The 16328-nt window shown below is 68.6% G+C and carries 11 protein-coding genes; all 11 read left to right on the forward strand.

The annotated features are described in order from the left end of the window. Window positions 1–145: 145 nt before the first annotated feature. The 11 genes from ACWGID_RS34260 (at window position 146) to ACWGID_RS34310 (ending at window position 16319) form a co-directional block, all read left to right on the forward strand. The gene (locus ACWGID_RS34260) at window positions 146–1468 is read left to right on the forward strand and encodes a UDP-glucose dehydrogenase family protein (RefSeq protein WP_452203486.1); all 1323 of its coding nucleotides are present in this window, start codon (window positions 146–148) and stop codon (window positions 1466–1468) included. Then, window positions 1465–2703: a glycosyltransferase family 4 protein gene (locus tag ACWGID_RS34265; protein WP_452203487.1), complete on the forward strand. Its 1239-nt coding sequence runs from the start codon at window positions 1465–1467 to the stop codon at window positions 2701–2703. The genes ACWGID_RS34260 and ACWGID_RS34265 overlap by 4 nt, the downstream gene beginning before the upstream one ends. 1 nt (window position 2704) lies before the next feature. Then, entirely contained in the window at window positions 2705–4624 is a 1920-nt protein-coding gene (gene asnB / locus ACWGID_RS34270) for an asparagine synthase (glutamine-hydrolyzing) (RefSeq protein WP_452203488.1), read from the forward strand. Window positions 4625–4647: 23 nt separating this feature from the next. Then, window positions 4648–6816 carry a bi-domain-containing oxidoreductase gene (locus ACWGID_RS34275; RefSeq protein ID WP_452203489.1) on the forward strand — a complete coding sequence of 723 codons (2169 nt, stop codon included), beginning with the start codon at window positions 4648–4650 and terminating at the stop codon, window positions 6814–6816. After that, window positions 6813–8762 carry an alginate lyase family protein gene (locus tag ACWGID_RS34280; RefSeq protein WP_452203490.1) on the forward strand — a complete coding sequence of 650 codons (1950 nt, stop codon included), beginning with the start codon at window positions 6813–6815 and terminating at the stop codon, window positions 8760–8762. Before ACWGID_RS34275 ends, ACWGID_RS34280 begins: the two co-directional genes overlap by 4 nt. 159 nt (window positions 8763–8921) lie before the next feature. Beyond that, entirely contained in the window at window positions 8922–10142 is a 1221-nt protein-coding gene (locus tag ACWGID_RS34285; protein ID WP_452203491.1) for a Wzz/FepE/Etk N-terminal domain-containing protein, read from the forward strand. Then, on the forward strand, window positions 10139–11761 hold the full coding sequence (locus ACWGID_RS34290) for a YveK family protein (protein WP_452203492.1): 1623 nt from the start codon (window positions 10139–10141) through the stop codon (window positions 11759–11761). Before ACWGID_RS34285 ends, ACWGID_RS34290 begins: the two co-directional genes overlap by 4 nt. Further along, on the forward strand, window positions 11758–13011 hold the full coding sequence (locus ACWGID_RS34295; protein ID WP_452203493.1) for an O-antigen ligase family protein: 1254 nt from the start codon (window positions 11758–11760) through the stop codon (window positions 13009–13011). Before ACWGID_RS34290 ends, ACWGID_RS34295 begins: the two co-directional genes overlap by 4 nt. Further along, a complete protein-coding gene (locus ACWGID_RS34300; protein ID WP_452203494.1) occupies window positions 13008–14207 on the forward strand; it encodes a glycosyltransferase family 4 protein in 1200 nt (399 codons plus the stop codon). Before ACWGID_RS34295 ends, ACWGID_RS34300 begins: the two co-directional genes overlap by 4 nt. Before the next feature lie 123 nt (window positions 14208–14330). Further along, window positions 14331–15893: a right-handed parallel beta-helix repeat-containing protein gene (locus ACWGID_RS34305; protein ID WP_452203495.1), complete on the forward strand. Its 1563-nt coding sequence runs from the start codon at window positions 14331–14333 to the stop codon at window positions 15891–15893. Between the two features lie 3 nt (window positions 15894–15896). Next, entirely contained in the window at window positions 15897–16319 is a 423-nt protein-coding gene (locus ACWGID_RS34310) for a hypothetical protein (protein WP_452203496.1), read from the forward strand. Window positions 16320–16328: the final 9 nt, after the last annotated feature.

The following is a 16328-nucleotide window of genomic DNA, read 5'->3' on the forward strand; positions in this document are numbered from 1 at the left end:
CGTGCAGGTTGCGTGTTTCAGGATACTTTCCGGCGGATTTTCTCCGGGGAGATTTCCACAGGCTTGTATCAGCGTGGGCGGGACCTTGCTCTCATGGGCGCTGCGGTACGTGGGAGAGCCACGTCATGAGCCTGTGGGGGGCGTTATGAAGGTTGCCGTATTCGGCTTGGGGTATGTGGGGTCGGTGACGGCTGCTTGTCTGGCCGCGGCTGGGCATGACGTGTGGGGGGTGGATGTCGACACGGCGAAGGTCGAGCCGATCACCCAGGGACACAGCCCGGTCGTCGAGCCGGGGCTGGACGAACTGGTGGCGGCGGGGGCGACAGCGGGACTGCTGCACGCGACCACCGATCCGCGCCTCGCGCTCGAGGGTGCCGATGTCTCGCTGATCTGTGTCGGTACGCCGTCCACGGCGGCCGGCAGCACCGATCTGACGTACATCAAACGCGCGGTCCGGGACATCGCCGAGGCCGCGCAGGTGGTGGTCCGGCCGGAGTCCGGGTTCCACAGCATCGTGGTCCGGAGCACCGTCCCGCCGGGCACCGTCGACGAGGTCGTCGAGCAGGTGCTGGCGGAGGTCCCGGCGCCGGAGGGTCTCACCTTCGGTACGGCGATGACTCCGGAGTTCCTGCGTGAGGGGTCCGGCCTCGCGGACTTCTACGAGCCGCCGTTCGTGGTGGTCGGCACCCGGAACCCGAAGGTCGGCGCCGCGCTGACCGAGCTGTTCGGGTTCCTCGGCAAGGAGGTTCAGGTCGTCGACGTGCGGACCGCGGAGGCGCTCAAGTACGCCTGCAACGCGTTCCACGCCACGAAGGTCTCGTTCGCCAACGAGATGGGCCGGATCTTCCGGCACTTCGCGGTGGACTCGCGCGAGGTGATGAAGATCTTCGTCCAGGACAAGAGCCTGAACATCTCGCCGTACTACCTGAAGCCCGGGTTCGCGTTCGGCGGGTCCTGCCTGCCGAAGGATCTGCGTTCGGTGCTGCACCTGGCCCGGATGAACGACACCGAACTGCCGTTGCTGGCCGGCACGCTGGCCACCAACGAGCGTTCCGTCCGGGACGTCGTGGACCGTGTCATCGCCGGCCCCGGCCGCGAGATCGCGCTGCTCGGCCTGAGCTTCAAGCACGCCACCGACGACCTGCGCGAGAGCCCGAACGTCGAGCTCGCCGAACGCCTGATCGGCAAGGGCTACAACCTGCGGATCTACGACGCCATCGTGAACCCCAGCAGGTTGGTGGGGGCGAACCTGAGACACGTCACGTCCAAGCTCCCGCACCTCCAACGCGTCCTGACCGACGATCCGCACGCGGCGCTGGACGGCGCCGACCTGGCCATCGTGTCGGCGACCGACAACGCCGCGATCGACGCGCTCCTGACGACGCCGCCGGCCCGCACCATCGATCTCACCGGCCGCCTCGGTGGCGAGGTCGAGGCGCTGCCCGGATACGAGGGAGTGGGCTGGTGACCGGCCCGCGGGTGCTGATCATCATCCAGAACCTCTGGGTGCCCTTCGACCGCCGGGTCTGGCTGGAGTGCCAGGCCCTGGTGGCTTCCGGGTACGCCGTGACCGTCGTCTGCCCGAAGGGCCCGGGCGACCCGTCGTACCAGGTCATCGACGGCGTGACCGTGCACAAGTACAAGGCGTACGCGCCGGGTGGTAGCAAGGTCAGCTTCGTCTGGGAGTACGCGTACTCGTTCCTGATGACGCTGCGCCTGGTGTTCCGGGCCCGCAAGGCCGGCCGGTTCCAGGTGCTGCAGGCGTGCAACCCGCCGGACATCTTCTGGCCGATCGCGATGCTGCTGCGCCGCCTCGACGGCACGCGGTTCGTGTTCGACCACCACGACCTGTGCCCGGAGCTGTTCCAGTCCCGCTTCGGCGGTACGACGAGTCTGCCCTACAAGGGACTGCGCTTCCTCGAGCGGACGACGCACCGAACGGCCGACCACGTGACCTCGACGAACGACTCGTACCGCCGGATCGCGATCACCCGCAGCGGTAAGGCGAACCACGACGTCACCGTGGTCCGCACCGGCCCCGACCCGGACAAACTGCGACGCGGCGCCGCCGACGAGTCGCTGCGCCGCGGGCACCGCTACCTGGTCACCTACATCGGCGTGATGGGCCCGCAGGACGGCGTCGACATCGTCGTGCGCGCCGCGGATCACATCGTCAACAAGCTCGGCCGTACGGATATCGCGTTCACGCTGATGGGCGGCGGCGACTCGTTCGACGACGTGGTCGCGCTGCGGGACGAGCTCGGCCTCGGCGAGTACGTCGAGTTCACCGGCCGCGTGCCGGACGAGACGGTCCGCGCGGTGATGTCGACCGCCGACCTCGGTCTCTCGCCGGACCCGAAGAATCCGCTCAACGACGTGTCGACGATGAACAAGACGATGGAGTACATGGCGTTCGAGCTCCCGGTCGTCGCCTTCGACCTGATCGAGACCAAGGTGTCGGCCGCCGATGCCGCGGTGTACGTGGAGCCGAACGACGTCGCGAAGTACGGCGATGCGATCGTCGACCTGCTCGACGACGAGGTCCGCCGGCGCCGGATGGGCAAGCTCGGCCGCGAGCGTGTCGAGCAGGTGCTGGCCTGGAAGCACCAGCAGAAGGCGTACGTCGGGGTGTTCGACCAGCTCACCGGGTATGTCAGCCGCGTCACCGACGCCGGTCGGGTCACGAACGTGGCGGGGTCCTGACGTGTGCGGCATCGCCGGTTGCTACCAGCAGCGTGACGGCTACGCGCTCGCGGAGGCGATGAGCGACCGGATCGCGCATCGCGGCCCGGACGCCGACCAGGTGTACGCGTACGACGAGGGTGACGTCCGCGCCTTCCTGGCGCACCGCCGGTTGTCGATCATCGACCTGTCGGCGGCGGCGGACCAGCCGTTCAGCAAACAGGGCCTGACGATCTGCTACAACGGCGAGCTGTACAACTACAAGGAACTGCGCACCGAGCTGTCAAAGAGCGGCGTGCATTTCCGGACCAGCTCCGACACCGAGGTGGTCCTCGAGGCCTGGCGTCGCTGGGGTCCGGACGCCCTCAAGCGCTTCCGGGGCATGTTCGCGTTCGCGATGCTGGACGAGGACAGCGGCAGCATGTACCTCGCCCGCGATCCGCTCGGCATCAAGCCGCTGTACTTCCTGCGCCGCCAGGGCGGTGTGGTCTTCGCGTCTGAGCTGAAGGCCATCGTGTCCGTGGTCGGCTCCGAGCTGCGCACCGAGCCCGGTGCGTTGATCGCATCGATGCTCTATTACTGGCTGCCCGAGCAGCGGTGCGCGATCGATGGCGTGGAGAAGCTGCCGCCGGGTTCGTGGACGGAGTTCCGGCCGGACGGTTCCAGCCGGCACGAGACGTATTGGCGCGTGACCGACGTCGCCACCGAGGCCGCGGCCGGTCCGCCCGCCGATCTGCGCCAGGTGATCGAGGAGTCCGTCGCGGCCCACCTCGTGGCCGACGTACCGGTGTCGACGTTCCTGAGTGGTGGGCTGGACTCGAGTCTGGTCACGGTGCTGGCGAAGCGGATGGACCCGGGGATCGACTCGTACACGATCACGTTCCGGGCGCAGGACCAGAAGCTCGAGGCGATGCCGGACGACGCGATCTACGCGCGGAAGCTGGCGCAGCAGTTCGGGATCGACCTGCACGAGATCGAGATCGCGCCGGATGTCGTCGAGTTGCTGCCGCGGATCGTCGACATCCTGGACGAGCCGATCGGCGACCCGGCCGCGATCAACACCCTGCTGATGTGCGACACCGCGCGGGACGCCGGCGTGAAGGTGCTGCTGTCCGGGATGGGCGCCGACGAGCTGTTCGGTGGCTATCGCAAGCACCTGGCGTGTGTGATGGGAGCGCAGTACCAGCGGCTTCCCGGCGTACTGCGGAACGGTCTGATCGGTCCCGCGGTACGACGGCTCCCGGTCACCGTGAACGGTCGCGGACTGCGCTACGCGCGCTGGGCCAAGCGGTTCGAGACGTTCGCGAACCTGTCGGAGGAAGAGGCGTTCCGCCGCAGCTACACCATGTACGACGCGGATCAGCTCGCCGGCCTGATCAGTCCGGACCTCGAGCCGTACGTCGGGAAGCTGCTCGCCGAACACAGCGACATCTACCACGACACCACTCTCGACGACCACATCAACCGGATGTGCCTCGCCGACTCCCGGATGTTCCTCCCGGGACTCAACCTGGCCTACACGGACCGGTCCAGCATGGCGGCGTCGACAGAGGTACGGACGCCGTTCGTGGACCCGGTCGTCGCGCGCGCGGCGTTCTCGATCCCGGGCAGCGCGAAGATCCACCGCCGGGTGAGCAAGCTGGCGTTGAAGAAGGCGGCCGAGGCCTGGCTGCCGAAGGAGATCATCTACCGGCCGAAGGCGTCGTTCAGTGCGCCGCTGCGGGCCTGGGTGCGGAACGACCTGCGGGAACTCGTCGATGACGTGCTGGTGCGCGGCGAGCTGGTCGGTAGCGGGTTCTTGCGGCAGGCCGCCGTACAGAAGCTGGTCGACGACGAGCGGGCCGGGCGTGAGGACTACTCGAAACAGATCTGGCAGTTGCTGACGCTCGAAACCTGGACTCGCCACATGCGCTCGCTGGGCGTCACGGTCACCTCTCTCTGAATCTCTGGATCCGAAGGACGGATATGAAGCAGGTTGCGCAGAACTACAAGTCCGGCGAGCTGGCGGTTCTCGACGTCCCGCCGCCGGGGTGCGCGCCGGGTGGCGTGCTGGTTCGTTCGCTGTACTCGCTGATCTCCACCGGGACCGAGTTGATGAAGGTCGGTGAGGCGCGGCTGTCGCTGATCGGCAAGGCGAAGGCGCGGCCGGACCAGGTGAAGAAGGTACTGGACACGGTCTCCCAGCAGGGCGTGATGAACACCTACAAGAAGGTGATGAACAAGCTCGACTCGTACACACCGCTCGGCTACTCGCTGTGCGGCGTGGTGGTCGAGGTCGGGGCCGGTGCCGAGGAGTTCAGCGTCGGGCAGCTGGTTGCTGCCGCGGGCAACGAGTTCGCGCTGCATGCGGAGTACAACTGGGTGCCGATCAACCTGTGCGTTCCGGTGCCGGACGGGGTGCCGGCCGAGCAGGCCGCGTTCTCCACGGTCGGTGCGATCGCGATGCAGGGCGTACGGCAGGCCGAGGTCCAGCTGGGTGACACCGCTGTGGTGATCGGGCTCGGGCTGGTCGGGCAGCTGGTGGTGCGGTTGCTGGTCGCCGCCGGGGTGCGGGTATTCGGCATCGACACCGTCGAGGACCGGTGCCGGATGGCGGAGAAGGCGGGCGCGTTGCACTGCTCGTCTCCTGACGAGGCGGGCGTGGCGTCGCTCGAGCGGGCGTTGCTGGAGGCGTCGAACGGTCTCGGCGCGGACCGCATCCTGCTGGCTGCCGGCGGTCACTCGAACGGGCCGGTGGAGACCGCTGCGCGGCTGGCGCGCGACCGCGCCCGCGTCGTCGACATCGGCAAGACGAAGCTCGACCTGCCGTGGAACGCGTACTACGACAAGGAGCTGGACGTCCGGTTCTCCCGGTCCTACGGCCCCGGCCGGTACGACGACCGGTACGAACTCCAGGGCATCGACTACCCCGCGGGCTACGTCCGTTGGACCGAACGCCGCAACCTGGAGTGCTTCATCGACCTGATCGCCCGCGAACAGATCGACGTCGGCTCGCTGATCGCCGGCCAGTTCCCGATCACCGACGCCACCGACGTCTACCAACAACTGAGCACCGGAGCCCTCCCCGGCGTCGGCTTCCTCTTCGAGTACCCAAAGGAAGCCTCAGCAGACGAATTGATGGAAGTCGCAGTGCCATCTACCCACCGGCAGGAGGTGGCCGGGCGACCGGCTCCCGCCGGTGCCGCTCGGATGGGGTTCATCGGAGCTGGCAACTACGCGTCGAGCATGTTGCTACCGCACCTGCAGAGCAACGAGCATGCCGTGCTCGGGCGCGTCGCCACCAACAAATCCTTGTCGGCCGCCAACGCCCAACGCCGCTTCGGCTTCCAGACAGTCTCCACCGACGCCAACGAAGTACTGTCCGACGACACCCTCGACGCGATCTTCGTCGTCACCCGGCACAGCTCGCACGCCGACCTCGCCTGCCTCGCCCTGGAAACCGGCAAGGCGGTCTTCGTCGAGAAGCCGCTCGCGCTCACCGACGAGGAACTGGACCGCATCGTCGCCACAGTGGATGCCACCGGCAACGACCGCCTGATGGTCGGCTTCAACCGCCGCTTCGCTCCCCTGCTCACCGACCTGAAAGGCCGCTTCGGCGACCCGGGCGGGGCCTTCTCGCTCCGCTACCTGGTGAACGCCGGCAAGCTCGACTCGACCAGCTGGTACCTCGACGCCGGCAAGGAGGGCAGCCGGTTCGCCGGTGAGGGCGGGCATTTCATCGACACCCTCGGCTGGTGGCTCGACAGTCTCCCCACCGAGGTGTACGCCGTACCGGGACCCGACGCCGGCGACGTGATCGTCACGCTGCGGTTCGCCAACGGGTCGGTCGGCACGATCAGCTACGTGGGTGGCGGCAACAGCCGGTTCCCGAAGGAGACGATCGACATCACCGGCGGCGGCCGGAACGCGCGGTTCGACAACTTCCAGAGCGCGTCGGTGTGGTCCGGCCGCAAACCGGCCACGCGGAAGTCCCGCAGTACCGACAAGGGGCAGCGGGCCGAGCTGGCGGCGTTCGTGGCCGCGGTGAAGTCCGGCGGCCCGATGCCGATCTCCTTCGACTCGCTGGTCGCAACGACGCGCGCCACCATCGCGGTGGACCGCAGCCTGGCGAGCGGAAGGCCGGAGAAGGTGTGAGCCGCCAGCCTCTGGGCTGGTACGTCCGCCGCCTGCGCCGGATGTCTCCCACCGAACTCGTCTTGCGCGCTCGCGACACCGCGCGTCGTTCTGCCTGGGCCTACCAACAAGTGCGGCCCGGGCAGGACCTCAAGAACGGTGTGCCGGTACGGCGGGACCGTACGTTCGCTGTGACGCTCGACGCGCGCACAGCATGCGACGTACCCGAAGATGCTCGTAAGGCCGTCATCGAGACCGCCGACGCGATCATGGACGGCAATCTGGAGGTTCTAGGTGTCGAGCGCACCGACCTGTGCGCGCCGGACTGGTTCCGTGACCCGACCACGGGCCGGCGTTCCGACCCGGCGCAGTACGTCTTCAAGCTGAACCACCGCAACGAGGACGCGGTCGGCAACATCAAGCAGGTGTGGGAGCTGTCCCGCCACCACCACCTCACCCAGCTGGCCGCGGCCTGGTACCTGACACACGACGACAGGTACGCCGAACGCGTCGCCGACCACCTGACGGACTGGTGGCGTTCGAACCCGTTCCTGTCCGGTGTCCACTGGGCCAGCGGGATCGAGATCGGACTGCGCCTGATCAGCTGGACCTGGATCCGCCGCCTCCTGAACGACTGGCCCGAGATCACCGAGCTGTTCGAGCTCAACGAACTGGCGCTCCAGCAGATCTACTGGCACCAGCGGTACCTCGCCGCGTTCCAGAGTCACGGTTCCTCGGCGAACAACCACGTCATCGCTGAAGCCGCCGGCCAACTCATCGGCGCCTGTGCGTTCCCGTGGTTCACCAAGAGCGCCCACTGGCGACAGGACGCCGCAGCCCTGCTGGAGAAGGAGCTGGACGCCAACACCTTCCCGTCCGGTGTGAACCGTGAGCTGGCCACCGACTACCACCGTTTCGTCTCCGAGCTCGGCCTGTACGCCGCTCTGGAGTCGGACACCGCCGGTCATCCACTCAGCCGCCACACGTGGGATCTGCTGACCCGCAGCGTGGACGTGGCCGCAGCGATCGTCGACACCACGCTGCGCCCACCACGCCAGGGGGACGACGACGAAGGCATGGTGCTGGTGCTGGACCCGCCGGACATCAGCACGTGGTCGGCGTACCTCTCACTGGGGGCCGCAGTGGTCGGCAGCGCCACCTGGTGGCCCGCCAGCCCACCGACCGCGGCCTCGGTCATCGTCGGTTCACTGGCCAACTGCAAACGACCGGACCGCCCCGACGAACGCCCGAACCACTTCCAGGACGCCGGTCTGACGATCCTGCGCAGCCAGGACGCCGGTCCGGAGATCTGGTGCCGTGCAGACGCCGGTCCGCACGGTTTCCTCTCGATCGCCGCCCACGCGCACTCCGACGCGCTGTCACTGGAGGTCCGCGTCGACGGCGTCGACATCCTCGCTGACCCGGGTACGTACTGCTACCACGGTGAGGAGGAGTGGCGGAACTACTTCCGCTCCACCATCGCCCACAACACCGTCGAAGTAGCGCGGAGCGAGCAGTCCGCCTGGGGCGGTCCCTTCCTCTGGCTCCGCGGAGCGACAGGCAAGGTACTGCGCTACTCCCCCGGCTCGTGGGACGCCGAACACGACGGCTATCGGGTCGGCGAAACACCCGTCATACACCGCCGTACGGCGGTACTGGACCAGGGCGTGCTGCGCATCGAGGACTGGCTCGATGTGAGCTCCGATGTCCGGATCGCTTGGCATCTGGGCCCTGAGGTGTCCGTGGCGCTCGAGGGCTCGACGGGACTGCTGGACTGGCCGACCGGTTCCGCGGTGGTCGAGTTGCCCGCCGGGCTGGAGTGGACGACGTACCGCGGTAGTAACAGTCCGCTGCTGGGCTGGTACTCCCCGCGTTTCGGTCACAAGGTCCCGGCCACCACGCTGGTCGGATCCGGTCGGCTGCCCGCCGACACGCCGGCGACCAGCACGTTCTCGTTCCGCTCCTGACCGCGGAACGGTGTATCACCGCTGACTCCGGACCCCTCTATTACCTCGAACCGGACCACGTTCGCCTGGAGGGGGCCTTGTGAGCGAGCGCAGCGAGCGAACAAACAGGCAGAGCAGCGCTTGCGCTCACGCCGCAACCGAGCGAAGCGAGGTGGAGGCGTGAGCGCTCAGCAGCTCGACGTCAAGAAGTCGTGGCGGGCCATCCGCAGACATCGCCTGATCGTGGCAGCGGTCGCTGCCGTCGGGCTGCTCGGTGGGCTCGCGTACGGGTTCGTCGTGCCCGCGGCGTACACCGCGACGTCGCTCGTCGTGCTGCCACCCGCTCCGGCGACCGACGCGCAGACGTCCACCGGCGCCGGTACCCAGAGCATCGACACGCAGGTCTTCATCGCGAACAGCGAACCGGTGCTGAAGAGCGCCGGTCAGAACCTGACGCCGGCGCTGTCCACGGAGCAGGTCCGCGCCCTGGTGAAGGTCACCGCCGTGACCGACGAGGTGATCAAGATCGACGCGAAGGGAACCACGCCGCAACAGTCGATGCGACTGGCGAATGCCGTCGCCGAGGTCTACCTGGTCTTCGTCACGACCGACCAGAAGCTGCCCGGCGACCTGGGCAAGAAAACGGGGGCACGTGTGCTGGAGCAAGCGACCACAGCGCGTGGCGGCAACATCATGATCCATCTCGGGATCCTCGGCCTGCTCGGCGCGCTGATCGGCGCCGTGGCCGGCTCGATCGGCGTACTGGCGAGGGCCCGGGGCGACCGGCGGCTGCGGCTGCGTGACGAGATCTCGGACTCGGTCGGGCTGCCGGTGCTCGCGTCGGTCTCGTCGTACCAGGCCAGAGACGTCTCGGACTGGACCTATCTGCTCGAGCACTACTCGCCGACCGCGGTCGAGGCCTGGAGCCTGCGCAAGACCCTGCACCACCTCGGACTCGACATCCGCGACAGCGCACCGGTCTCGCTGACCGTGCTGTCCTTCGCCGGCGACGACAAGGCCCGGTCGCTCGGCCCGCAGCTGGCGGCGCTGGCCAACTCGATCGGCCTGACCGCGTCGATCGTTGTCGACGCGCACCAGGAGCCCGCGGGCGACTCCGCGCTGACCATTCACCTGGTTGTCGTCGACCGCGACGCGCCGCGCCTGGACGGCTCCGAGCGCACCACGAACACGATCATCGCGCTGTCGTCCGGCGTCGTGACGGCCGAGGAACTCGCCCGGCTCGCGGTCGCCGCGGCCGCGGACGACCGCACCGTCGACGGCCTGGTCGTCACGGATCCGGACCCGACGGACCGCACCATCGGCCGGGTCTCGCAGTCGACGCGCCGTTCCGGCTCGCGACTGCCCACCCTCCTGTCCGGTACGGCGAGGAGGACCAAGTGAGCAACCAGCCGTACGACGACGAAGCTGCTGTCGTCCGCGAGCCGGTCTGGGCGGACGACGACGGTCTGTTCGACAACGAGCGGTCGACTTCGTTCCCGCCCGACGCGCTGGTCACCTTCAGGTTCGTCCGGGACGCGCTACGCCGGCACCTGCGGATCTGGCTGGTGTTCGCGCTGGTCGGCCTGGCCCTGGGCCTGGCCTCGACCGTCACGGTGCGGGCAGCCAGTACGTCGCAGACCCGGTTGCTGGTCACCCATCGCGATGGTGAGGACCCTGCGAAGGCGATGGCCACCGACGTCACCCTGGCAACCACGCACACCGTGGCGCAACGGGTGATCGACCTGCTGAAGCTGCCGATGACCCCGGACGACCTGCTCAAGGAGTACAACGCGGCCGGGTCGACGGACCGGGTCATGCAGATCACCGCCAAGGCCAAGACCGACGCCGAGTCGAGCAGGCTGGCCACGGCAGTCGCCCAGGTGTTCCTCGTGTACCGCAAGCAGCAGATCGCGCTGCAGGACGCGCCCATGCAGCAGGATCTGACCGCCGCGAACGACGACGTCGCCGCGGCCGAGCGAGCGGTCCGCGCCGCCGGTGACGACCCGAACGACATGCAGCGTCCGAACAGCGTGGCCGGCACCCGGCTCGCCGCCGCCCGCGAGCGCCAGCAGTACGTGCGCCAGCAGCTGCTCGACGAGCAGGTCCAGACGTCGCGGATGAACAGCAGCCGGATCCTCGACGTGGCCGCGCCGGTCCCGGTGTCGGAGAAGCGGACGATCGTGATCAATGCCGGTACCGGCCTGATCGCCGGACTGTTCCTCGGCATCGCCTTCGTGATCGTCCGCGCGCTGATCTCCGACCGGCTGTGGAAGCGCCAGGACATCGCCCATGCACTCGGAGCCCGGGTCCGGCTCAGCATCGCCCGGCCACGGCGCTGGCTGCCCGGGCGAAACAAGGTCGGCTCCGGCCGGCACGAGAACCAGCTGATCGTCCAGCACCTCGATCACCGGATCTTCTGGGGTGAGCGGCCGACGCCCGCGCTGACCGTGGTCGGCGTCGACGATCTGCACACCTGTGCGCTGGCAGTTGCCTCGCTCGCGGTGTCCCTGGCCGACGACGGCAAGCGGATCCTGGTGGCCGACCTGACCGAGTCGGGCAGGCTCGCGCGGATGCTCGGCGTCAAGGCGTACGGCACCCACGAGTCGCGGTTCAGTCAGCCCGACCGCCGGATCGACGTACACCTCGCCGATCCCGCGGCCGGACCTGCCGAAGGTCCGTACCTGCGGCTCAGCGACAGCAGCCGTCCGGCGCACTCGGACAACGTCGCGCTCGACGCGTCCTGGGAGGTCGCCGACGTGGTGCTCAGCCTCTCCACCCTGACCCCGGAGCTCGGGGCGGATCACCTGGCGACCTGGGCGTCGCACGCCGCCGTCGTGATGACGGCGGGACAGTGCACCGCCACGAGGATCCAGGCGACCGGCGAGATGCTCCGCCTGGCCGGGCTCGAGATCAGCACCGCGATCGTCCTGCGCCCGGACCGTACCGACGAGAGCGTCGGCGTGGCCGAAGCCGAGTCCGGCCGTGACCGGGCCGTCGACGTGGGCATGTTCAGCCGATGACGACGCTCGCCGCCCGGCTCGGCAACCACCTGCAGCTGGCCACGCGGCTCGGCCCCCGCTCGACGCGGCGGGTCGTCGCCCCGGAGGTACGTCGGCGCCGCCGGGTCCAGCTGACCTGGGCGCTGCTGGTGCTGAACGTGATGACGTTCTTCCCCGGAGCCCCGCACCTGCTGCCGATTCCGGGCTCGATGGGCAAGCTCATCGCCCAGGGCGCCCTGGTCGGCGCTCTGGTGATGGTGCTGTCGGTGAACCGCCCGGTCCGGATCCGCCGCAGCGTGTACGTCGCTCTGCTGATGACGCTGGCCGTCGAAGGACTACTGGCCAGCATCCGGGCGGAATTCCTCCTCGGCGCACTGTTCCGCGCCGGACGGCTCTGCGGATTCGCGCTGGTGCTCTGGCTGCTGACACCGTGGTGGACCCGCCGCGACCTCCTACTGGTGCGCACGCATCTGCTGGTGCTGTGGACCATCGTCGGGTCGGTCGTCATCGGCCTGATGGTGTCGCCCGGGCTGGCGATGACCGACAACCGGCTCGGCGGCACGCTCTGGCCGATCCCGCCGACACAGGTCGGTCACTACTCCGCGGTCGCCATCGGACTCACGATCGTGCTCTGGATGTCGGGCCTGCTCCGGCGCGGGGTCGCGTTGCCCAGCGTCGTGGTGTGTAGCGCGGTCCTGCTACTGACCCACACGCGGACCGCACTCGTCGCGATGCTCGCCGGCGTCACGATCGCCGGGCTGAGCCTGTTCACCGCACGCTCGCGGGTCCGCAAGGCGTTCGCGATCGGCCTGGTGGTGTTCACTCTCGGCGCGCTCAGCCTCGGTTCGGTGGTGACGACCTGGCTGGCCCGCGGGCAGGACACCAAGGAGCTGGGTGCGCTGACCGGCCGGAAGGAAGTCTGGGACTCGATCCTGGCCCAGCCGCGATCGACCTTCGAGACGCTGTTCGGCTTCGGCCTGTCGAACAAGTCGTTCAACGGGTTGCCGATCGACAGCAACTGGCTCGGTACCTACTACGACGTCGGACTGGTCGGCTGCGCGCTGACGATCATGCTGGTGCTGTTCGTGCTGACCGCCGCCTGGTTCCGGCCGCAAGGCCCGCAGCGGGCCCTCGCACTCTTCCTGGTCGCCTACGGCGTCGTCGCCTCGTTCACCGAGAGCGGGCTCAGCGAGGCGTCGCCGTACCTGCTGGAACTGACGCTTGCCGCCTCGCTGGTGTACTCCTCCTCGACACGTGAAGGACCGCGATGAAGATCCTGATGGTGCACAACCGGTACCGCTCCACCGCGCCGAGCGGGGAGAACCGGGTCGTCGACCAGGAGAGCGCGGCGCTCACCGCGGCGGGTCACAGCGTCCGGCACTTCGAACGGCACAGTGACGACATCGAGGACTGGCCGGCCCTCAAGAAGGCGACGCTGCCGGCCCGGGTGGTCTGGAGCCGGGCGGCCCGGCACGACCTTGCGCGTGATCTCTTCCGGCACCGGCCCGACGTGGTGCACATCCACAACACCTTCCCGCTGCTCAGTCCGTCCGTGCTGTACGCGTGCCGGCTGGCCGGCGTACCGGCCGTGGTCACACTGCACAACTACAAGCTGCTCTGCGCGAGCGGTGACTTCTTCCGGGACGGCAGCGTCTGCCACAACTGCGCCGGCGGCAACCCGGCCAGCGGGATACTGCACCGCTGCTACCGCGGATCCGCCCTCGCGACCGGGACAACGGTGCTCAACACCCGCGGTCACCGCGGCAGCTGGCGCGACCTGGTGTCGGCCTACATCTTCATCTCCGACTCACAGCGCCGGCTGATGGCCGAGATGGACTTCGACCTCGAGCGCACCTTCGTCAAACACAACATCGTCCCGTACGACGGCCCGGTCGGCGGACCGCGACAGCGACAGGTCACGTACGTCGGCCGGCTCGACGCGGCCAAGGGCGCTCCGCTGCTGATGAAGGGCTGGGACGCGTACCGGGCAGCCGCCGGCGACGACGCCCTGCGGCTGGTGATCGCCGGTGGTGGACCGATGCTCGACCAGGTGAAGGCGTGGGCGGCCGAGCGTCCGTCGGTCGAACTGCGTGGCCTGATGAGCAAGCCCGAGGTGTTCCAGCTGATCGCCGGTTCCCGCGCGGTGGTGCTGCCGTCGGAGTGGGAGGAGACGTTCGGCCTGGTGGTCGTCGAGGCGATGGCCGTCGGTGTGCCGCCGCTGGCGTCCGGGCACGGATCGTTCCCGGAGCTGATCACCGACGGCGTCGACGGAGCCCTGTTCGACCCGGGCGAGCCGGACGGCATGGCCAAGCTGCTGCTCGACGTCGACCACTCGCCCGAGCGGTACGCCGAACTCGGCCGGCAGGCCCGCAAGACCTACGAGAACCACCACCGGACCGACCAGAACGTGGAGCGGCTGCTCGACATCTACCGCTTCGCGATCGCCAACCCCGCCGCCCGCCACTGAGTCCGAGACCCCGACTTTCCCGAAGGACACACCATGGAACCAGACGGTTCGGCCCCGCGGTCCACCGGAACGGGAACGGCCAGGGAAACAGCCAGGGCAACAGCATGGTACCGGCGGCCGCCGGTGCTCGGTGGTGTCGCGCTCGTCGTCGCCATCGCACTGGTGTCGGTGGGGATCGCCGTGTTCCGCGACGACCCGGACAGTGGACAGGCCGCGCCGCCGGCGTCGTCGACCGACATCATGAAGGCCGTCGTCACTGCTCCGACCGCTCCACCGGCGAGGATCTGCGGGAACGCCAAGGCACTGTCCGGCCCCGCCACAGCTCCGGCCGGTGCGGTCGTGGTCGGCACGCACGCGAACCTCTACCAGCTCACCATGGCGAACCCGCCCGGCACGACGTTCTGGCTGACGCCCGGCACGCACCGGCTCGGCAGCGGCGCGTACTCCCAGGTGGTCCCGAAGGACGGCAACACGTACGTCGGCGCGCCCGGCGCGGTCCTCGACGGCGGCCGGGTGAACCGGTACGCCTTCACCGGCTACGCCACGAAGGTCACGGTGAAGAACCTGACCATCCAGAACTTCGGGCCGCTGAAGTCCAACAACGACGAGGGCGTGGTGAACCACGACGCGTCCGGGCGCTGGTCCGTGGTCGGCAACACGGTCCAGAACAACGCCGGCGCCGGGGTGATGGTCGGTGACCACAACGTTGTCCGCAGCAACTGTCTGCGCAACAACGGCCAGTACGGCTTCAATGCCTACAACCCCGGCAAGGTGGCCTCGATCACGATCGAGGGCAACGAGATCTCCGGGAACAACACCGACGACTGGGAGCGGCTCAAGGAGGGCTGCGGGTGTACCGGCGGCGGCAAGTTCTGGGAGGTCACCGGCGCGGTGGTGCGCGGCAACTGGGTGCACGACAACCACAGCGTCGGACTCTGGGCCGACACCAACAACACCGGGTTCGTGATCCAGGAGAACTACATCTCCGGCAACCTGGCCGAGGGCCTGCTGTACGAGACCAGCTACAACGCCGGCATCCGCGGGAACACGTTCGTCCGCAACGGTCTCGCCAAGGGACCGTCCAACCACGGCTTCCCGACGCCGGCGCTGTACATCTCCGAGTCCGGCAGCGACTCACGCGTCACCGGTGTCTTCAACCAGACCTTCGAGATCAGCCAGAACGTCTTCATCGACAACTGGTCCGGCGTGATCCTGTGGGAGAACGCGGACCGGTTCGCCGGATCCGCGGCCAACACCAGCACCGGGTCCGGGACGCTGGTCAACCCGTCGGTGGTGAACGCGAAGACGTGCAACCAGTCCACGATCAGCAAGCCGCCGTACCTCAGTGACTGCCGGTGGAAGACGCAGAACGTGCGGGTGCACGACAACGTCTTCACCCTCGACCCGGACCGGATCGGGGCGTCCTGCGGGTTCAGTACCGGATGCGGTTACAACGGCCTGTTCTCGAACTGGGGCACGTTCCCGAGCTGGTCGCCGTACCAGAAGGCGGCCGTGCAGGACGCCATCACGTTCCACCAGGGCAACCGGTTCTTCAACAACACCTACGCCGGGCCGTGGAACTTCATCGTGCACGAGCAGGGCAACCGGGCGAACTGGGCGTCCTGGCAGGGCGCGCCGTACGGGCAGGACCAGAACAGCGTGATCAAGCTGGCCGGGGAGCGCTGAGCGATGATCGGGCCTCCGGAGCGCGCGGTGGGTGAGCAGGTCGCGCTGGTCCGCTCGGTCGGCTACGCGGCGTTCGGGAGGCACGAGCAGGATCTGGACGTGCTCGACGTGGTGTTCGACAGCCTGGTGGACGCGCCCGGAGTGGACGACGTACGCCGGCTGCGGTTCGCGGGGCACGGGGTGACGCTGGACATCGACGTCCTCGGACGTGACGGCCTGACCGTCGAGCTCCGCATCTCCCCGTCCGGCCCGGTCGTGGTCGAGTCCCGTGGGGACGACAGCGAGACCGAGGACGGCGCGCGGCTGGTCAGCTTTCTGCTGCACTGGCCGGGCAGCACGCATCGACCGGTGGCGGGCGGGCCGGGGTGTCTGTGGGTGAGACGCAGGGGTCGCGGCGGGGGTGGGGGGAGGTGTGTATCTCGGTAGTGGGGGTGT

The organism is Kribbella sp. NPDC054772 (genome assembly GCF_053611945.1).

Coding starts and splice junctions, on each gene's coding strand:
- ACWGID_RS34260 (WP_452203486.1), top strand. CDS start 146: ATGAAGGTTGCCGTATTCGGCTTGGGGTATGTGGGGTCGGTGACGGCT.
- ACWGID_RS34275 (WP_452203489.1), top strand. CDS start 4,648: ATGAAGCAGGTTGCGCAGAACTACAAGTCCGGCGAGCTGGCGGTTCTC.
- ACWGID_RS34295 (WP_452203493.1), top strand. CDS start 11,758: ATGACGACGCTCGCCGCCCGGCTCGGCAACCACCTGCAGCTGGCCACG.
- ACWGID_RS34300 (WP_452203494.1), top strand. CDS start 13,008: ATGAAGATCCTGATGGTGCACAACCGGTACCGCTCCACCGCGCCGAGC.
- ACWGID_RS34310 (WP_452203496.1), top strand. CDS start 15,897: ATGATCGGGCCTCCGGAGCGCGCGGTGGGTGAGCAGGTCGCGCTGGTC.